15 protein-coding genes are annotated in these 18,296 nt (G+C 62.6%); 6 read left to right on the top strand and 9 right to left on the bottom strand.

Annotation, left to right across the window (positions count from 1 at the left end; genetic code table 11):
- Window positions 1–89 precede the first annotated feature (89 nt).
- From E2C06_RS20085 to E2C06_RS20065, 5 genes are all read right to left on the bottom strand, one after another.
- Window positions 90–1,352, bottom strand: coding sequence for a hypothetical protein (locus E2C06_RS20085; protein WP_133290400.1), 1,263 nt, complete (start codon window positions 1,350–1,352; stop codon window positions 90–92).
- 37 nt (window positions 1,353–1,389) lie between these two features.
- Window positions 1,390–1,788 carry a hypothetical protein gene (locus tag E2C06_RS20080; RefSeq protein WP_133290399.1) on the bottom strand — a complete coding sequence of 133 codons (399 nt, stop codon included), beginning with the start codon at window positions 1,786–1,788 and terminating at the stop codon, window positions 1,390–1,392.
- 1 nt (window position 1,789) lies between these two features.
- The gene (locus tag E2C06_RS20075) at window positions 1,790–3,061 is read right to left on the bottom strand and encodes a site-specific DNA-methyltransferase (RefSeq protein WP_193560483.1); all 1,272 of its coding nucleotides are present in this window, start codon (window positions 3,059–3,061) and stop codon (window positions 1,790–1,792) included.
- 326 nt (window positions 3,062–3,387) lie between these two features.
- Window positions 3,388–6,126 carry a DNA primase family protein gene (locus E2C06_RS20070; protein WP_133290398.1) on the bottom strand — a complete coding sequence of 913 codons (2,739 nt, stop codon included), beginning with the start codon at window positions 6,124–6,126 and terminating at the stop codon, window positions 3,388–3,390.
- A gap of 65 nt (window positions 6,127–6,191) precedes the next feature.
- Window positions 6,192–6,920 (bottom strand): hypothetical protein, encoded by a 729-nt coding sequence (locus E2C06_RS20065; RefSeq protein WP_133290397.1) that lies wholly within the window; start codon window positions 6,918–6,920, stop codon window positions 6,192–6,194.
- A 337-nt stretch (window positions 6,921–7,257) separates the two neighbouring features.
- On the opposite strand from E2C06_RS20065, the gene E2C06_RS20060 reads away from it, so the two are divergent.
- The 4 genes from E2C06_RS20060 (at window position 7,258) to E2C06_RS20045 (ending at window position 10,111) form a co-directional block, all read left to right on the top strand.
- Window positions 7,258–7,761, top strand: coding sequence for a DUF2924 domain-containing protein (locus E2C06_RS20060; protein ID WP_133290396.1), 504 nt, complete (start codon window positions 7,258–7,260; stop codon window positions 7,759–7,761).
- Entirely contained in the window at window positions 7,758–9,110 is a 1,353-nt protein-coding gene (locus E2C06_RS20055) for a recombinase family protein (RefSeq protein WP_133290395.1), read from the top strand. Before E2C06_RS20060 ends, E2C06_RS20055 begins: the two co-directional genes overlap by 4 nt.
- Window positions 9,107–9,496 (top strand): hypothetical protein, encoded by a 390-nt coding sequence (locus E2C06_RS20050; RefSeq protein ID WP_133290394.1) that lies wholly within the window; start codon window positions 9,107–9,109, stop codon window positions 9,494–9,496. Before E2C06_RS20055 ends, E2C06_RS20050 begins: the two co-directional genes overlap by 4 nt.
- Before the next feature lie 216 nt (window positions 9,497–9,712).
- Entirely contained in the window at window positions 9,713–10,111 is a 399-nt protein-coding gene (locus tag E2C06_RS20045) for a hypothetical protein (RefSeq protein WP_133290393.1), read from the top strand.
- Here the strand turns inward: E2C06_RS20045 and E2C06_RS20040 are convergent, their stop codons facing one another.
- The gene (locus E2C06_RS20040; protein ID WP_133290392.1) at window positions 10,112–11,113 is read right to left on the bottom strand and encodes a hypothetical protein; all 1,002 of its coding nucleotides are present in this window, start codon (window positions 11,111–11,113) and stop codon (window positions 10,112–10,114) included.
- A 1,714-nt stretch (window positions 11,114–12,827) separates the two neighbouring features.
- Between E2C06_RS20040 and E2C06_RS20030 the strand changes: the two genes are divergently transcribed.
- Window positions 12,828–13,148, top strand: coding sequence for a hypothetical protein (locus tag E2C06_RS20030; protein ID WP_133290391.1), 321 nt, complete (start codon window positions 12,828–12,830; stop codon window positions 13,146–13,148).
- A 71-nt stretch (window positions 13,149–13,219) separates the two neighbouring features.
- The gene (locus E2C06_RS20025) at window positions 13,220–14,074 is read left to right on the top strand and encodes a phytanoyl-CoA dioxygenase family protein (protein WP_133290390.1); all 855 of its coding nucleotides are present in this window, start codon (window positions 13,220–13,222) and stop codon (window positions 14,072–14,074) included.
- Between the two features lie 248 nt (window positions 14,075–14,322).
- Here the strand turns inward: E2C06_RS20025 and E2C06_RS20020 are convergent, their stop codons facing one another.
- The 3 genes from E2C06_RS20020 to E2C06_RS20005 all read right to left on the bottom strand — a co-directional run bounded on the left by E2C06_RS20020 (window position 14,323) and on the right by E2C06_RS20005 (window position 18,241).
- Complete coding sequence (locus E2C06_RS20020; protein ID WP_193560482.1) at window positions 14,323–14,577, bottom strand: hypothetical protein; 255 nt, start codon at window positions 14,575–14,577, stop codon at window positions 14,323–14,325.
- A gap of 17 nt (window positions 14,578–14,594) precedes the next feature.
- The gene (locus E2C06_RS20015) at window positions 14,595–15,590 is read right to left on the bottom strand and encodes a DNA/RNA non-specific endonuclease (RefSeq protein ID WP_165982510.1); all 996 of its coding nucleotides are present in this window, start codon (window positions 15,588–15,590) and stop codon (window positions 14,595–14,597) included.
- 1,316 nt (window positions 15,591–16,906) lie between these two features.
- Entirely contained in the window at window positions 16,907–18,241 is a 1,335-nt protein-coding gene (locus tag E2C06_RS20005; RefSeq protein WP_133290387.1) for a hypothetical protein, read from the bottom strand.
- Window positions 18,242–18,296: the final 55 nt, after the last annotated feature.

The following is an 18,296-nucleotide window of genomic DNA, read 5'->3' as shown; positions in this document are numbered from 1 at the left end:
ATTCCTGATCAGAGGCCCGGCAGCACAGCGCGGCAATCCGCTCTCGGCTAGGGGAGCCTGACAAGGACGCTTTGGCATCTCTCATCGGCCTAAGCGGCCGAGTTCGGCGCGACCGTAGAGGCTCGGCTGGACTCCGAAGCAAACGCGCATTCTAGGGATTTGTGTGCAATTGGCTGGCCAGCCCAAACAAATCCATCTTCCTTGGAAATTACGGCTAAATCAACCAGGTTGCCATTCCATTCGGTCGAAAAGAAAATCCTTGTCATGAGAGAGGCGCTTTCAACAAGTGTCAATGCGAGGTCGACTAAGTCAACCTTCGATAAATTGCCGATGTGGTCCAAAAGCTTGATAGTAAACATTTTGTTGCGGAGCCTTATTAGATCATCAAGGGTTTCCTGCAGTAGCTCCGATTTTGTCTGGCATTCCGATTTTTGCCCAGAGACAGCGCCACCAGCTAACGAGCCATTCGCACCAAGAGCATAGTTTGACGTTTTGTCTATCAGTTCAAAATATGCTTCGCCTATGAAGCTGACGTACGCAGGAGCGATGCCGCTTATAATTGTTTGTAGACCGCCACTCGCACTGAAATCTAAAATTTGCGACCTTGCTGATGCACCATCTATGCTATGCCTATCCCGCAACCAGCTCCGGGTAAAATTGCCGCACTGTCCATCGATAATGTATTCTTGCACGCTGGGGAAATGCTCTGTGTGTCCGTATCCAGCAATTATGATCCCCGATTCACTTCCCGAAGCAATCTTCCTCGTCGCCGCTTCAAAGCTAATCCACTCTATCTGCTTTAACAGAGTTGGAGTAATTTTGGCCCCGAGCATTGCTTTCGCGAGGTTTCTTAGAAGTCCCCTATTGATCTTCGAAAGAAACTGAGCGGGCGACGGAGCGCCTGGAATCTGTTCGTGATTGCGAAGGTCAGCGATAAAGTCCGCGCAAGCGAGCCTACGTATTTGCTCAGCGTCGGATGTTGCAACTCCTTCCGGAAGCTCGGAACAGAGTTTCTCGAGATTGTGCAAAATGAGCTTAGGATCAGTGGTGGTCGCCGCTCCGTCCGAGCGAAAGCGTTTGTCCTTCAGCAATTGCATGAACGCCGTGCCGCAGTCTGCGACCGTCTTGAAACTTTTGCGTCCGGCTTCGGCTTTGAATGTATCTACCAGCATCGTCCAAGGAACGCCGGCAAAATTGTCCTTGCCCCAAACCATGATTGCCATTTGATTCCTTGGGCCGAGTGAAAACATGCTGCGCGAATTCGTTCCCGCCTCTTTTCCATTCGCGGATGGATCGCGGTCCGCCGCAAGGACAATTGCCTCGCGATTCAGAATGGCAAACTGAGCGGTCATTGTATAAACTCCTAAATGTGGCGCTTTGAATGGCTCGTCAGCTGGCCGTCTCTGGCTTTCGCTCAACGAGATTTGGTACCACTTTGATAAGTTCCTCTACGATAAGGCTGTTTAAATCGGCGTCGGAAATATGAGAAAGGGAGGGCGAGGTCACTGCCACCTCGTGTTTCTCGCGCCAGCCCGCACGCGCCTTCATCCAGAAAATCGCCGCAGCGACATTCTTGCCCTGCGTTGCCATTTGGAACAGGGATTGGGCGACCTTGGCGGTAGCTTCAATCGAACCAGAGTCGAGCTCTCGACGAAAGTATTTGCGAAGCGTCTTAGCGTCGATCTCAAGCAGTGTGGCAATATCATCCTGCGGGAGGCCAACAGCTGCCATACTTCGGACTTGCCGGCGCTGCACCTCGGTGGCCTCGAACATAATACCCTGGATCATCTTAAACAGCCTCCTGAAATCTGGCGGTGGTGGTGTTCGCAAACGACGTCCCGCAGTCCTCCTGGATCGCGTCCTTGCCCGTGAAAGCCTGCCAACGCAAAACTGCTACATCGACATAAGCCGGCAACAGCTCGACTGCATGACAGGCCCGGCCGGACATCTCGGCGGCGATGATCGTGGTGCCCGAGCCGCTGAAGGGCTCATAGACCGCCTGGCCCGGGTTCGAGTTGTTCTCGATCGGCCGGCGCATGCACTCGACCGGCTTCTGCGTGCCGTGCACCGTCTCGGCGTCCTGGCCGGTGCTGGCAATTTGCCAGAGCGTGGTCTGCTTGCGGTCGCCGGTCCAATGGCCAGTGCCGCGGACCGCATACCAGCAGGGTTCGTGCTGCCAGTGGTAGTGCCCACGGCCCAGTACCAGCCGGTCTTTGGCCCAGACGATCTGGGCACGGATGTCGAAGCCACAGGCCGTCAGGCTCTCGGCCACCGTCGTGGCCTGCAGGGCACCGTGCCAGACATAGGCGACGTCGCCGGGGAACAGCGCCCAGGCCTCGCGCCAGTCGGCCCGGTGGTCATTCTCGACGGCGCCGGTCCGACGTGTCGTGCTGAGGCCCGCCCGGTTGCGCCATGCCGGGTCATACTCCACCCCATAGGGCGGATCGGTGACCATGAGATGAGGTCGCACTCCCGCCAGCACCTGCTCGACCACGGCCGGGTCCGTGCTGTCGCCGCAGACCAGCCGATGCTTACCCATGATCCAAACATCGCCGGGCCGGCTGACCGGCTTGGCCGGCGGCTCGGGCACCAAGTCGGGGTCGGTCAGGCCGTCGGTATTGTCGATCAGCAGTCGCCCAATTTCGTCGGCATCAAAGCCGATCAGGCCGAGGTCGAAGCCATCGTCGCGCAGCTCGCCAAGTTCGATGCGCAGCAGGTCGTCGTCCCAGCCGGCATTTAGCGCCAGCTTGTTGTCGGCCAACACATAGGCCTGCCGCTGAGCCGGGGTGAGGTGGCCAAGCTCGATCGTTGGTACCTCAATCATGCCGAGCTTGCGGCCGGCGAGCAGCCGGCCATGGCCGGCAATGACGCCACGTTCGCCGTCAACCAGGATCGGGTTGGTGAAGCCGAACTCGCGGATTGACGCGGCGATTTGCGCCACCTGCGCGTCGGAGTGGGTGCGCGCATTCCGGGCATAGGGGATCAGCTCGTCCAACCGCGCCATTTTGTAAGGCGGGAAAGGTACCGACGCGGCTGTCGGTTTAGTCGTGGCGTCGGTCATGATCATTCCTCGCAAAATCGGTATTGTGCCGAGCACTGACCCTGCCGCTTCGGCGGCACGCCCGACGAACTCTTTCAAAAGATCATTTCAAAATGGTGCAAAAGTGCTGCACCGATGACGGTTATCAGCCCACAAGCCATTGAAAGTGTTGAGATGGCGCAGTTTGGACTCAAAGGTCTCCATACGCGTGCGCAGGGGGATAGATGCGAATCTAGAACATCTAGATAGGCTCCCCCTATAAGGAAACCTTCTGGGCCAAAGTGCGTCATCTCAACACTTTCAGTGACTTGCGAGGTGTTCATCGTCATTCCAGCGTCATCCATGCGTCACCGCCTCCACAGTCCCGAACCACCGTCCGTTCCCGCCCCTGTGCAACCGAGACCGACGAAGCGCGCACCCTCACTTGTCCGCTTCTTTGTGACGCCCTTGCCGGCCGCTTCGACGCGCTGGCTGAAGCTGTTCACCGCCGGCAGCCGATCTCGACAGAACCCCTCCTCACTGGCCCAACGGTGGAACTTGTCGTGCGCCACACTGACCCGGGTTTCCGGCACATGGCTGCTCTGGCCAAACTCGACCTCGCCGCTCTCGAGCCAGGCGAGAACGGGATCGGACGAATACATCCAGTCCCGCAGTGCCTCCGTCGAGGACGCCGGTGTGGTGAAGGCTTGGGTTGCAATCAGTCGCGCCGCGCCGCGCACTGCCCAGTCCAGTAATAGGTCGGCCTCCTCTTCGCCGACCCGCTGCCCAATGCGCTCCAGCCGCTCCTCTTTGGGAATGACGCGATTAAAGGTGAGAACGAGCAGCCGCCGTCGAACGCCTCGGTCCATGCCGTCCTTGAAAACCGGCAGCGTGTTTGTGGCGTAGACGTGCTGTGCACAGGGTTCAAACTCAAAGGCACTGCGATAGACATCCCGCACGGAAATCGGGTCACCGGTGATTATTTGCTTGAACATGTCCGATGCAATGGCATCGGTGCCCGCCAACTCATCGGGGGCATTGAGCAGCTTGCCGACGAGATGACACGCAAAGGTACGGTCGGCGAAGCGGGCCGGAGAGATCACGCTGACGGCCGACTTGGGAAGTAAGGAACGGAGCATGGCCAGCATCTGGGATTTGCCGTTCTCTGCCTGCTTGCCGACACAGATGAGGGCTTTGGGCTGCACGATACGAGTGGCCTGGCCAAGGGCAGCGATTCCGGCCACTTCCGCTAGCAAATCCATCTTGGCGTCGCTGTCGTGATCGTTCTGAAAACATCCGTGGAGCAGGCGGTGCAGGAGCGACGTTGCCTTCACGTCGGTGCTGACATTGCAGGGCCAATGTCCGGCGATGACGTGCCGGTGCCGGTGGTCTGGGCTATGGGCGACCAGAGACGGGGTGCCATCGGCGGCAAAGCTAATGAAACCAGAAGAGCAGTTAATGCCCGCGGCCGCTTCCGCGAAAAACCTGCGACGCCATAGCAGTGGTTTCATGCAGGCCAGGATGCTCTCGACCCGACCCTTGCTTAGCTTGACGTTCGACGGCTCACCTGTGGGCGTGTAGAAACGCGCCCCATCGTAGGCGAAGACTGCGCACCAAAGGCTTTCGGTCGAGATTGTCTCCCAATGGAGCTGGTTATAATACCAGAACTCGCCATCATCAAAAACGACGTGATTAAAGCGCTGCACCAGTTCTTCTCTAACACGAAAGCCAATTTCCGCGTCGGACCCGATTTCAAGCCACTTCTTTTCACAGCCGCCAGCGATTCCAGGCACAACATGATTCAATGATTTTCGGTCAGATAAAAACTCGGACGCAGTCAAATCGCCAATGCGCAGCCAGCCTTGTTCCAGCATTTGCCGCAGGAAGAGCAGCCGATCAACGCCATCGCAATGGGCATGCCGGCAATGGTAGACAAAACCCTTACTGCTGCTCTCGCCCGCATTAATAACTATGGTGGCAAAATCAGACCCAACATTGGTATGCTGATCTTCATTTACGCAACGAATATGATGTTTGGTACCGCCGGCGACCTTACCTACGAATATGCTGGGGCGGCGAGTATGCAGCGCTTTTACCATCTCAAACCGGCTGGCGTGAGTGCGCGCCCAAGCACGTAGATCGAGGTGTTCCTTCGTATCTGGATCCTCGAAAACGATCTTCGCGGTGGTGTCTTCTTTTACCGACGCTTGAGCCTGACCTGAAGCGCCCAGGGCTGCCATGGCAGCCACCGGAGTAGGGGCGCTCGGAAGGGAAAAGAGATCACACGGCTGACCTTGGAGCACTCTCGTCTCGGGCAGCGGCCCGTCCGTCGGGCGGCGCGGCAGGTAGAACAACCGCGACGTATCCGTGCAGGACTGGTCGTGATCCAGGCTGAGCGCCGAAGCCAGCGCCTCGATGCGCTCCTTCCATGCGGCGTTTGCCTGGCCCTGGTTTTCGTAGTCGGCCGCCAGCCAGGGATGCAGCAATGGGATTGCAATGCGGAACTTTGGGCAGGGCTGATGCTCAAAAGTGACGTGATCGACATCTTCGCCAGCCACACTTGCGCCGGCGGCAATGTGCGGCAGGAAGCCCTTTTCTTTCTGAAGAAAGGCTGCTGGCGCGGCGGCCTTGTCGGCGGCAGTCGTCTGGAATTTGTCCCAGTTGCTCCGCTTGACGCGGGTCCTCGAACTCAGGTGACTGTGCGTGGAGCTGATAACGGCGGCCCAGCCGTGTTTTGCGACCGCGGAGCTGATCTCGTCCATGCTCGCTCCGGCATCGCTGTCTAGGAACACGACATCAATGCGCTGAGCATCGCTCTTATGCCGCCTCTGGCCGGAAAAAGTGGCAGGGACAATGCACGAGCCCTTCTTCGGCCCGACATGATGGGTGGTGAGTAAAACCGCCAGGTCTGACCATCTGAGGCAGCGGACATCGGTCCAGACCGACTGTGTGTCGTGGCCCAAGGTGAAGGAATATTGGATGGCCTCGTCGAGTGACGAAGAGATGGGTTTGGTGGTGCCCAGCGCTACACCAGGGGTGGCGCTGTCCGAAGTCGCAGAGCGCGGTGCTTCGCTCCGATCAGGATGAGTAAGGTTTGCGCCGTCCATACCGGACAGCTACGACGTGTCCGCTGGTCGAAACAGCGGTGGGCGATACTTTGTTGGTGGATACCCTATCGCCCACCTTTTTCGACCATCTGCGGTGCGGCAAGTTCGCGGACATGCTTTCTTATCGTCTCCACGCTTGGCAGTCTGCTCTGATCGACCGTCGGGTGCATTTTTCGCAGCTTGGTTTCCAAGCTCCTCGCCAAACCCGAACTGTTATCGGCCGCAGCCAGTATTTCGGCAGGCATTTTACCTTTTTCCTGTGCAAAGGCTTTGAGCGCTTCACTGATCATCGGCAAGTAAGACGCTCTGCCGGGTGGTTTACGCGATTGCCGGTCGGTACACTCGAGCTGCTCGTCTGGGACACTCTTTATGGGCTGACGAGGTTGAACGCCCACAGCACGCCCAGTCACCCCAACGAAAGTTACCTTGAATGCCGTTACGGCACTGTGTTCCCAATCAAAAATCAAGAAAGAAGCCCAATCCACCGGGATGGCGGTACGTGCGTTCTCAGGAATAGGCGCGGATCGAAGGCCAGACAGAAATATTTTTCGGCTTCCGATGCGCTCCCGGAAATCGGCTTCTATGTTTTCAACCGCCGCTTGGCGCTTTCGCGAGGCTTCTACCTCAATTCCACCCTCCCCGAGGGCGATAAAGCGGACGCGCCGGCCATCCGCAGCCGTAGGAAAAGGGTTTTCGGATCCCCCGCCTCTCGAAGCATCTCGGTATGCCTCGTGGCAGCACACAAGATTCTGGACCAGAGCTCCATCACACCAAGCGAGCGCCGCTTTCCACATGGGAAGTTCCTCGGCCGTTGCGGGTGGTCGTTGTGATGATGTCCGTGGATCGCTCATGCGAAGCAGTTCACACAAGCAGGCGGCGAGCCGGCAACCGGTCGTGCTCGGCCGGAACGAAGACGGAAATCGGGCCGAGCCAAGCGCCGGCTCTTCTCGTCCTACCACCCCACCTCCGCGAGGTCTGCACCATCCTGGCGGCCGGCCTGGTGCGGCTTCGTTGCCGCACTGCCGAAGACTTAGCCCACGACGCCGCCCAGGCCGGCGCTCACGGAGAGAGTTCGCTACACTTCACCGCCCGCCAGAGCGTGCATGCGGACCTCATAGAGAGGGATTCCGCATGACCCGACGCAGACCTGTGACCGAGCCCGTGCCGACCACGCCGGTCATCCACACCATCCCGCCCGCACAGGTGCTGCCGCGCCTTGCGGCGCTCCAGACCACCTCGATCGCTGACCTGAAGCAGCAGTGGCGCGAGCTGTTCGGCAAGGAGCCGCCGCCGTTCAACAAGGCATACATCCAGAGCCGCCTGGCCTACCGCATCCAGGAGCTGGCCTATGGAGGCCTGAGGCCCGAGACGCGGGCCAGGTTGGAGGCGCTTGGCGAGCAGCTGGACGGCGGCAACATCGTCCTCCGCCGCATCCGCGCCGACAGCCGCCCGCTGCCCGGCACGCGACTGCTCCGCGAGTATGACGGCGTCCAACACGTGGTCACCGTGCGCGCCGACGACTTCGAGTTCGAGGGCCGGCCCTACCGCTCCCTGTCGGCCATCACCCGGCACATCACCGGCACGCGCTGGAACGGCTGGACCTTCTTTGGGCTGAAGGGGAGGCCCGGAGCATGAGCCGCAGGAAACTGCCTGAGCCGGCGATGCCCGCCACGGTCAAGAAGCTCCGTTGCGCGGTCTACACGCGCAAGAGCACTGACGAGGGGCTGGAGAAGGAGTTCAACACCCTGGACGCCCAGCGAGACGCCTGCGAGGCCTACGTGGCCAGCCAGCGCGCCGAGGGCTGGGTGCTGGTGCGCGACCACTATGACGATGGCGGGTTCTCCGGTGGCACGCTGGAGCGGCCGGCGCTCCGGCGCCTGCTGGCCGACATCGAACTGGGCCGGATCGACGTCATTGTCGTCTACAAGATCGACCGGCTGTCCCGATCACTGATGGACTTCGCCAAGCTGGTCGAGACCATGGAGGCGCACGGGGTGACCTTCGTCTCGGTCACGCAGAGCTTCAATACGACGACCAGCATGGGACGGCTGACGCTAAACATCCTGCTGAGCTTTGCCCAGTTCGAGCGGGAGGTAATCGGAGAGCGCATCCGCGACAAATTCGCCGCCTCTCGCGCCCGAGGCATGTGGATGGGCGGGAAGGTCCCGCTCGGTTACGACGTGCGCGACCGGAAGCTGGTGCCGAACGCGGCCGAGGCGGCGCGGATCCGGCGGGTGTTCGAGCTGTTCGCTGAGACGGGCTCCGGCACGGAGACCGCCAAGCGGCTCCAGGCGGAGGGCATGACCAGCAAATCGGGCCGGCCGCTCGACAAGGGTGACGTCTACAAGATCCTGAACCTGCGCACCTACGTCGGCGAGGTGGTGCACAAGGAGCAGGTCTATGCCGGCGAGCACCAGGCAATCGTGCCGCGCGAGCTATGGGAGCGGGTGCATGCCATCCTGCAGATCAGCCCGCGAGTCCGGGCCAACCAGAACCGGGCGCATGCGCCGGCACTGCTGAAGGGGCTGATCTTTGGGGTGGATGGCAGGGCGCTGTCGCCGACACACTCCGTGAAAAATGGCCGGCTCTACCGCTACTACGTGGCGCAGCGGGTGCTGAAGGGCGACGCTGCAGGGGACGCCAGCATCGTGCGGCGGGTGTCAGCGGCGGAGATCGAAGCGGCGGTTGTGGACCAGGTGCGGGCGCTGCTGCGGCAGCCGGAGATCGTAGTCGGCACTTGGCTGGCGGCGAGGGTCGAAGCACCGGACCTAACCGAAATGGAGGTTCGGGACGCGCTGGAGCGGCTCGAGCCGCTTTGGGGCGAGCTCTTCCCTGCGGAGCAGGCGCGGATCGTCCGGGCGCTGGTCGAGCGGGTGGTAGTCGGGCCGGCCGGAGCCGACATCCGGCTGCGCGTGGAGGGACTGGCTGGCTTGGTCCGTGACCTCGGCGCGGGTGCGTCCGGCGCAGAGCGGGTGGCAGCATGAGCGCGGCAGCCAGCATTACGGTCCGTGTGCCGCTGGCGATTCGGCACCGGCCGGGGCGGAAGACGGTGGTGACGCCAGTGCGGTCGGGCGGCGAGACCCAGGTGCCCACCCGCGCCGACCCGGCTCTGGTGAAGGCGCTGGCGCGGGCGTTCCGGTACCAGCGTCTCCTGGACGAGGGGCGCTATTCGTCGATCAGCGAGATGGCCGCGGCAGAGCGAATAGAGCGGGGGTACCTGGGGACGCTGCTGCGGCTGACGCTCTTGGCGCCAGACATCGTTGAGGCGATCCTGGACGGGCGGCAGCCCGATGGTATGGATCCGACACGGCTATTGGCTCCGTTCCCGGTAACATGGGCCGCGCAGCAAGAAGTGGCGGGGCTTGGTTAAGCCTGCGCCCTAACGGCCCGGACTGCCCGCCAGAGGCGAAATGCGGCTTCAAAAGGCATCCAGCGTGAGAACCTGCTCGGCACCAACGAGCGGACAAAGAAGCAGGTCACATGGGTTCGCATGTCACGGCATAGAAGCGCGCACGTTGCAGGCACGCCGATCCGCTAGCGCGATCACGCTCGGGTTGTTATTGACAGCTTAGCGGCAGGGGAGCCCATGGGATCCAATATGTCAACAAATGAAAACGTAGAGTTTTTAACGAACGTAAGCGAAGACCGCTTATGGGAGCTGATTGGAGAGGCCGCGCTCGATGGCCCAGATGGAGCGTCCTATATAAGTCTTGTTGATGGGCTCGCCGCACGCCAAACCAGGGGTGAACGTGCCAGAATAGCTGGCGAGACATGGCTTGCACGGCACCGGAAAGCTCTGCAAGCTGCTGTATGCGGCAACGAGCATCTACGCACGATCGTTTCCTCTGACCCAGGTGCTTACGTTGAAGTCGCACGCGCTGTCGCCGACGCCATTCTTGCTATCCACTTAGTATTCCCTGTTACGACTATCTCAATGCTGATCGCCCGCAAGGGATTGGATTGGATTTGCGCTGATGGCACATGATCAACGGCAAGCATCAAGGAACTCATCGAGATGATCGTGCAGAAGGCGCGATGCATTCGACATCGTACGCTGGTCCACTAGGCTGATCACGGGCATCAACGAAGCTGCCAACGCGTCATTCGCTAGCACCACGTGGGGGAGCGCCATCGGCCCGTAATTCGTTCCGCACTTCGTCATGTGTTCGAAATCGAGGAGACCGTAGCTGCCGCGCAGCCGCTGGAAGTTTCCAATGCCAGCAGATACAGCATTCAGATAGATCTGCATCAGATCGCCAGGTTCATTCGACGTGGGCAAAGAGAGATATTTACAGGCAGCGTCCAGTATATACTCGCTGCTGGGTAGTCCTACCTTCGCCAGCGCCCCGTTCAACCAGGCGTCGTCGTCTCCTTCGTATTTCGGCGCCGACACTGCAAGCGCAGCGAAGATGTAGCCAAGGTCGAGAATCTCTTGGAGCCGACGTGCCCGCCCCAAGGCTTCCCCTGCGAATCGCTTTGGCAATTCGCAATCGAGTTCGAGCTCAGGGGTTAGGTTTAGGACAATGCCGGCGGCCTTAGCTGCTAACCTGTAGGCGTCGATTGGGTCGGTAATGCCCGCCTGGGATGCGACAATGTGTGCCGGAGCGGAGTAGAGCGTCAGACTTTGGTCGTAGAACATCTCCTGCTGACGCAAGTTGAATTTTTTCCACTCGGGGCTGCCCTCGCCCTTTCCGGCGACCGTTCGGGCATCATGGTCGATTTCAGCATACACTGCGCGGGTCTCAAACAGGGCCGCAGCGGTGAGAGGTTGCCTCGAAACTAGCACCTTCTGGTCTTCATCCGTGAATCGAACAAATAAGATTGGGTCGTTCTCGTTTAGTCGCCCTTCGCTATCGAATCCGGTTCCGATGCTTGTACTCCAGCGCCAGCGTGGTCGTCCGGGCCCAGCCGACCTGTAGTCTGGTCTAAACTCGGTAAAATAGGCCTTTCGGTAAAACCGCCGCTGAAGATCGTGGTAGGCAATCATGCGAGGGAGTTCACGGGGGCCGCCTCGCAGCTTCTGCGAAAGCCCGAACAAAGCGGACAGGAGGCTGTCAAGCAACTTACGGCCAGCAACGGTACCAAGATGATCAACTGAGTGCTGGTATTCGTGTACTAATATAGGTAGCCTATCCTCCAGCCATCGCAACCGATAGTTTTGATCCCCGAGGCGCATGAGATCAATAGCATCGGCCCTCATGTGAACAGCCAGATCGTGCGGCGAGTAGAATGCGCGGGGTGAAATGTTGGGAAAGTAGCGGGAGTCAAGGCTGAACCGACTCGTTGTCATACTGCAGTATCTCGGCTGATGGCAGCGATTTAGTGAGACCGGTGTTGATGCGCCAGGATAATCACCCAAGCGCCTCCAGACCGGAAGTAGGGCGTAGCGCCCGATCGCAGGAAGCGCCAGTAGGTGTGCCAGACGGCGTCAGTCTTTCCACTTCGACGGAACCACTTCCGTTGACGTGGTCGGAAAAGATCCGGCGCAACACTCTCCTATCGCTGTCCCGCCCGGCAGGTTGTCCGAGACATCGGTCGAAGGGTAGCGGCGCTAGGCCGGCTCGATCTCCTTTGAGGCGAGTTCTTCCCCATGAAGTAGGCGGATTGTGCGGGCATTGGCGGAGCGGGTGGTGGGCGGGTCCACCGGAGGCGAAATCCGGCTGCGGGTAGAGGGCCTAGCCGGCTTGGTGCGAGACCTCACCGCAGTCGCGCCCGACGCGCTAGTGGCCGCCGCATGAGCATGGCGACCCACATCACGGTCCGGGTGCCACTGGCCATCCGGCAGCGGCCGGGGCGAAAGACAGTGGTGACGCCAGTACGGTCGGCTGGCGAGATCCAGATGCCCACCCGCGTGACCCAGCGCTCGTGAAGGCGCTGGCGCGGGCGTTCCGTTACCAGCGACTGCTGGACGAGGGGCGGTATGCTTCGATCAGCGAGATGGCAACGGCTGAGAAGATCGAGCGGGGATACCTCGGCAGTTTGCTGCGGCTGACGCTGCTGGCGCCCGATAACGTGGAGGCGCTCCTTGACGGGCGGCAGCCGCCGGAGCTGGGCCTGCCGCGGCTATTGGAGCCGCTCCCGGCAGGCTGGGTGAAGCAGCAAGACGCTCTCGGGGCAGTCCTGCGCTGCGTAGGGAGTGGGTCCCGCTCGGGCCGCGGGCGACGAGGCTCCGGCTGAGCGCGTCCGCGCTGCTCCCGAGCTCCGGGAGGCAAGCAGTCGCTGTACGGACGGCGCTTGAGGCGGCGCCGGCCGATCCGGAGCAAGTTGGTCGGGGCCTCACCGCAGCCCAACCTGGTAAGCCCTCGTGCCACGGGGGGGGCCGCATGGGCGATCCGACAAGGCGGCAACAGCATCGCGGTGCACCGCCGAGGACCGCCTATGATGGTGCGACTTGTCCTTCGGAGCGGCGGGCGAGTGTTCGAGCGGTCCCTTCCGCCTGCGCTGAACACGATCTCCACGTCGACCTCGACGGGACCGCCCTTGCCCGCTTTGCCCTTTGATCCGCGCCGCACATCCCCCCCGACGGCGCGGCCCAGGTGGGGCGGCGCACGCCCCAGGGTGTCGATGTGCCGCCTCGCCGCGGCCGAACACCGACGGCCGGAACCGCAACCATGAGTGGATTTCCGGCGCGAAAGTTCGCGACTTCTCAAGCGGTGGCCGGGGGCGGCATACGAACCTCACGGAAACGCGAGGGCGGCTGAATGTTAGTAGAGACCGGCGTGTTCGGCGGCGAGCTGCTGCCCGATAGTTCTCTCTCGGAGGTCTTCGCGGCCCGGGTCGTCATCCCTGAGACTGCCTTCGCCGGCCTTGGCGTCGGCCGCCACGAGCGCCCGTGCCGCCTGCCCGCCTGCTTCTGCTGGTGCTTCGACCACCTCGGCTCTGGCGGCACCCGCTGGAGCGTGATGCTGCGCGACGAGGACCACGCCGAGCTCTACTTTGCCCAGGTCCGGGACGCCCTCGCCTTCGTCGCACGGTGGTCCGCGGAGGCGGCCCCCGCCGGGCAGCCGGCCCTCGTCGCCTGAGCGGGGCGGAGTGCCAACCGGTAGATCCGGTCCATCAAGAAATCAGCGCAGCGCCGCCGCAGGAGCTTGCCATGACGATCCAGTCGCGACCGACCGCAGACGAGAGCCTCCGGACCCACGACATCGCCGGCCACGTCGATACCCTTTACAGGGACGGCATCACCGGCCTGCAGGGCGCCTTCCCCCGCGACTGGGCCGAGCGGATGCGCGAGGACATGATGACCGCGTTCTGGGCGGCGATCCAACGCCCCGGCGGCGCCGTCGGGCGCGGCCCCCGGCGCTGGTATGTCGAGATCCACCCGCAGGATCTGCACGGCTTCGTAGACCTCGTGACGCACCCATGGGTCGTTGGCATGTGCGAGGCGGTGCTCGGCCCGAAGTACGAGATCGTCGAGGTCGGCTTCGACGTCCCCGTCCAGGGCGCCCGCAACCAGCCCTGGCATCGCGACTTTCCCTCGCCGCCCGAGACCTGGGGCGAGCAGCGCCGCCTCACGTCGCTTGCCTTCAACCTCACCGGCGTAGATGTGACCCCGGACATGGGTCCCTTCGAGATTGCCCCCGGCACGCAGTGGCTGGACGGGCGCGGGTGGAAGCACGAAATGTTCCCGCCCGCGGAGATCTGGCCGCGATTCGCCGACAGGGGCGTGCGCAAGTACCCGCGGATGGGCGACATCTCCTGCCGCTCGGCGGTGACGATCCACCGCGGCACGGCGCATCCTTCGCCGATCGCCCGCCCGGTGCTGGTACTCGGCGTCGACGCCCCCGGCGCCGGCCATGCCGCCCTGCACGACATGATGGTAACGCCGGACTACCACGATGCCCTGCCGCGGTCCGTACGCGACCACCTCGTTTGCCGGGTCGCCGACGAGCTCGTCCCGGTCGTCCAGAAGCACGACATCGAGGGCCTGGTGATGGGCGTTGAGTGACGTCCCACACGGCGTTGGCGCGGCGAAGCGCCCCAAGGTCGCGCGATGGTTCCGACACGCAGCGCAAGACGGTCGAGCCTGGCTCAGCCTCGGCTGCTTGCGGTCTCGACTAAACGCATGGAGCAGATAACGGTCGGTCTATGTCGACTTGGAGACGGCAACTTCTCTTCCAAAAGTGGATATTCGGAGGGTCACCAGTCCCCGGGCGGGAAGACGGGTTTTGCCAGCTGCCATCACCGACGTGCTGGTTACCCGAAGGGGTTCTTGACCGTGTCCTCTCCTTGGGCGGTCTGCACTGTCTCCGGCAACGCGGTGTCTTCACGCTGCAAGGCGGCCACCACGGCTTCGAGGATGGTGTGCAGTTCGCGCGCAAGCCGCAGGCCCGCCTTATCTCTGGTCAGATCAAGGCTGCCGTACAGCGACACGCGGTCGAGCCGGTTCTCTATTTTCAGACCGCCAACCTGAAGTGCTGAGGCCTCGTCGGCAAAGGGTTCCATGGCCATAACTAATCCTCCCCTGGTCAGCGCCGGCCGAGCACGCGGTAGAGTAGGACGCCGGCCACCACGGCGACGAGCGCCGCAACAGCCACAAGCGTGTAGCCGCCCGCACCAAAGCCGCTGCTAGGCGCGGCCGACGGAGCGGCCGGGCCGGGCTGCATCTGACCACCCGGCGGCGGTGGCGGCTGGTTCGCCGCCACCTTTTCGCCCCGCTCGCACGCGCCGCCCACGTTGTGCGGTTTCGGTTCCGGCAGCCGCAGGGTACGAGTGCGTGCCTCAGCTGGCGCCGCTGGGAAAGCGTCGATTCCGGCCAGCTCGCGCAGTTCGGCCACGGGCACGGCTCGCCACTCCATCCCTGGCGCGTTCGGCGCTACATAGGCGGCGGCTTCGCGGCGGGACGGAAGGTAGACGGCCTTGTAGAGGCCCGTCGGCACCAGCACCCGCCCGTTCAGCCGACGTAGCGTCTCGCCCTGAAACAACGGCCCGGTCAGTACCCAGACCTCGCCTTCGCGCACGGCGAGGTCGCGCACAGCGCTCTCGATACCCTCCCATAGGCACCGGTTCGAGCCGGGATCCTGGGGCACCATATTGGCGAGGCTGAAGCTCTCGGCCTGCGCCTCGGGCGTGCTCATGTTGCCGGAGGGCGCCATGTGGCCGCGATCGAAGCCGGAGCGGGCATAATCGGCCAAGCGGGCGCGCTGCTCGGGCGGGAGCCGCTCCTCCTCGTGGAAGGCGTTCTCCCGGCGTAGTTCCCGCGCAGCCTGCACCCGCTCGCGGGTCAGGTGCTCGGCAGCGGCGAGCGGAGTGCGCGAGACACCGCTGTGGACGACAGCATATTCGCGGAAGCATAGCTCCCGGGTCTCGGCTGCGAGCTGGGGGCGGACAATGTCGGGCGCCGCCCCGCCCGGATGGTGTTGAGGGCAGGCCGACGGCGCTGCAGCGGCCGCGCCAGGCAGGCCGCAGATCAGAGCGAGAAAGGTTAGAGTTAAGGGCCTCATTCGACGCGTCCGTAGAGCCATGCCGGCTTCCCTCTCTGGAACACAACGCCAGCACCGTGAAACTTTCATCGACTTATGCCAGGTCGGAGGGAAGCGCCTCGTGTATGATCCGACACGTCAATGGCGGCTCTGCCGAAAAGCAGCTACCTCCGCGTCACTCACGTCGTACGGGTAGCAGAGCGGTGCGGCACCTCCGGGCCGGCTGTATGCGCTCCGCCCGCCGCAGGACGCGCCGTTCCGCGTCGTGTTATAGGGGCAGGCACAGGGCCGGCCGGTAGCGAGGTAGGCGCTGACACTCTCGCGCACGATGGTTTCGCGCACCCGGGCGTCGGATGGTGACTGTCCCGGTGAGCTGCTTGGAGGGGCGTCTCGAAAGGTGTTTGGAACATGCCCGCCGCCAGCGGTCCGCTGCGGCGGCACCGGCTGAGGCGCTGTTTGACGAGCGGCAGCTCTGTTTTCACGTTGCTGCTGCACTTGATTGTAGGTGTCGTCGTCGGCACGTCGCGCCGCCATCTCGGCTTCGTCAGCGGCGCGGGCCCGAGCTTGTTCAGCTTCTTGTTCTGCTCTGGCATGTTGGACCCGAGCTTCCCATTCGGCAAAGGCCGACCTTTGCTCGTAACCTCGGTCGTCTATCTCCGCTATAGTTAGCTGAGCTTGTGGGTCACTGACCTTCCCAAACAAGTACCGCAAGCTTGTGGCCCATCCGACGGGCTCTCCATTTACGAACACTAGCCTGCATGTTGCGCCGCTCAGCTTAGCACATTGCTGAGTGGCGGCGTTCTCCGCATCGCGCCGAGAGGGCTGGCTGCTTGTGTAAGCAACGGCAAAAGGGCGCCGCTGAACACCGGCCGGACGAAAGGTGTCGTCCCAAAAGCCGGCGATGGCGCTGTGAAAGGAACCTGAGCCAACTGACACAACCGCGCGTCTTAGGGTCTCGATGTCAGCTGTCGTGTAATCTGTTGTATTGAGAGGGCCTGTGCAGCCAGCCAAAATGAACACTAGTAAACTCTGAAGCCAACATCGCACAGCACACCTCTTCGAGGACGGTAAGGAGAGACGGGCGCTTTTTTTCTGATGATCGAATAACCAAGAGATGGAAACACCAACTCGCAACGTAGGCACCGGCGGGAATGCGCCTGCATTCCAGGGATCCGGCCTTGGAGCCGCAAGCGGCTAATGGTGCAAGCTTTGGCGAGGGGTCACCGTTCGTAGAAGGAGCCCTGCAGCCTGTTCGGGCGTAGTATCAAACTCCACGTGCGTACCGGGGCCGAACTGGCGCTGCACGGCGCTGGTCACCACTGCAGAGAACGGCTTGAGGGGATCCGACTGGAGAAGGGTCACCCCCGCAAAGCTTGAACTCCAAGCTCCTGCCACATCCAGCCGAAGTCGTACTCGCCGATCGGGTCCCCAGCTGGGCGTTTGGCCGAGTGGTTCTCCAGCATCTTGAGCCAAGCCACGACCTTCTCACGCCCCTTCGGTGACTTTGCCGCCGCGCGGGGCGACTTGCCGCCGAGAGAGGGGATCGGCTGGTCGAGGATGTGCCGGTAGTGGTCCTCCAGTGTCTGGCGGATCAGCGCGCGCTCATCTTCTGGCGACAGGCCGCTCGGCTCCGGGGGCGGCCGCTCGGCTGCCAGCATCTGCTCAAGGTCGGTCCGTTCGATGAGGGGCGGACCAACCAAGCCGGCCAGCACGGGCCCAAGCAGCCCTTGGCCGCGCTCCGCCCGCACGGTGGAGTTCACCTCCAGTGACAGGCGACGCCCCTTCAGTGCCAGCGTGCCGAGCACCAAGGACCCGTCCTCCATCTTGCTGAAGAAGGTCTGGGCTTTTCCCCGACGCGGCGCGGTCTGCGGCGCCGCTCCGGGCGCGTCCAACCAGTTCCAGAAGTCCGGATCTTCCTGCCGGAGTGCTGGGACGGTGGCCAGCGCCGCGCGGATCTGCTCGGGCTTGATGCCCGCCAGCAAGGGGAAGTGCAGTGTGGTGAACTCGAGCGGATCACCCTCGCTGTTGACCAGATCGGGCCGATTCCCACCCTGTGCCGCCTTGAGCGCCGCATCGAGCCAGAAATTCGTGACCATGAAGGCGGCACCGGCGAGCAGCAGGTCCGGGGTCATCATGCCGGCCAGAGCCTTCGCGTCCGTCTCGATACCGAACTCCTGCGCGACCTTGGCAACTTCGCGGGGGGCCTTCGTCCCGGCCTTCCGGAGCGAGGCAAGCAGCGCCTCGCTGGTGTCCTGGTCGAAGGGCATCAGCGTGCCGCTGATCACCGCACTCGCGCGCAAGGGAATCACCCGCGTGGCAACGCGATCCCACTGTCGTAGCCCTTGGGAGCCCAGCTTCTCCGACACGCGCACTGGCTCGCCGCCGCGGACCAGGTCGCGCAATTGCATCGATTCGCCCGGCACGAGCCCGCTCACCTCATAGAGGCTGATCGTCGACCGGCGCAGGCCCGCAATGTACTCGCGTGTGGACGCGCCCTCTTTCCAGCCGCGCCGGCGGAGATAGTCGTCTGCGAGATTGCGCCCGTCAGGTAGATCGGTGGCGACCAGATCCTCAAAGGCCGCGCCCCAAACGACCATGGCGGCATCGTTGCCGAGAACATCCGCGATCTCCTGCATCTCGATACCTACAGCTGTGCAGGCCTTGGCGGTGTGGCGGCCGAGGAACTCAGCCACGGCGCCGCGCCATTCCTCCCGCTTGGCCCAGGCGATCAGTCCGGAAATGTCATGC

The organism is Dankookia rubra, from assembly GCF_004355005.1.
GTDB lineage: Bacteria > Pseudomonadota > Alphaproteobacteria > Acetobacterales > Acetobacteraceae > Paracraurococcus > Paracraurococcus ruber_A.
This window is presented reverse-complemented; position numbering and strand designations above follow the sequence as displayed.

What these genes read in the sequence shown, in the direction of transcription:
- E2C06_RS20085 (WP_133290400.1), bottom strand. Translation starts at nt 1,352, where the DNA reads ATGACCGCTCAGTTTGCCATTCTGAATCGCGAGGCAATTGTCCTTGCG.
- E2C06_RS20080 (WP_133290399.1), bottom strand. Translation starts at nt 1,788, where the DNA reads ATGATCCAGGGTATTATGTTCGAGGCCACCGAGGTGCAGCGCCGGCAA.
- E2C06_RS20075 (WP_193560483.1), bottom strand. Translation starts at nt 3,061, where the DNA reads ATGACCGACGCCACGACTAAACCGACAGCCGCGTCGGTACCTTTCCCG.
- E2C06_RS20070 (WP_133290398.1), bottom strand. Translation starts at nt 6,126, where the DNA reads ATGGACGGCGCAAACCTTACTCATCCTGATCGGAGCGAAGCACCGCGC.
- E2C06_RS20065 (WP_133290397.1), bottom strand. Translation starts at nt 6,920, where the DNA reads ATGTGGAAAGCGGCGCTCGCTTGGTGTGATGGAGCTCTGGTCCAGAAT.
- E2C06_RS20060 (WP_133290396.1), top strand. Translation starts at nt 7,258, where the DNA reads ATGACCCGACGCAGACCTGTGACCGAGCCCGTGCCGACCACGCCGGTC.
- E2C06_RS20055 (WP_133290395.1), top strand. Translation starts at nt 7,758, where the DNA reads ATGAGCCGCAGGAAACTGCCTGAGCCGGCGATGCCCGCCACGGTCAAG.
- E2C06_RS20050 (WP_133290394.1), top strand. Translation starts at nt 9,107, where the DNA reads ATGAGCGCGGCAGCCAGCATTACGGTCCGTGTGCCGCTGGCGATTCGG.
- E2C06_RS20045 (WP_133290393.1), top strand. Translation starts at nt 9,713, where the DNA reads ATGGGATCCAATATGTCAACAAATGAAAACGTAGAGTTTTTAACGAAC.
- E2C06_RS20040 (WP_133290392.1), bottom strand. Translation starts at nt 11,113, where the DNA reads ATGATTGCCTACCACGATCTTCAGCGGCGGTTTTACCGAAAGGCCTAT.
- E2C06_RS20030 (WP_133290391.1), top strand. Translation starts at nt 12,828, where the DNA reads ATGTTAGTAGAGACCGGCGTGTTCGGCGGCGAGCTGCTGCCCGATAGT.
- E2C06_RS20025 (WP_133290390.1), top strand. Translation starts at nt 13,220, where the DNA reads ATGACGATCCAGTCGCGACCGACCGCAGACGAGAGCCTCCGGACCCAC.
- E2C06_RS20020 (WP_193560482.1), bottom strand. Translation starts at nt 14,577, where the DNA reads ATGGCCATGGAACCCTTTGCCGACGAGGCCTCAGCACTTCAGGTTGGC.
- E2C06_RS20015 (WP_165982510.1), bottom strand. Translation starts at nt 15,590, where the DNA reads ATGGCTCTACGGACGCGTCGAATGAGGCCCTTAACTCTAACCTTTCTC.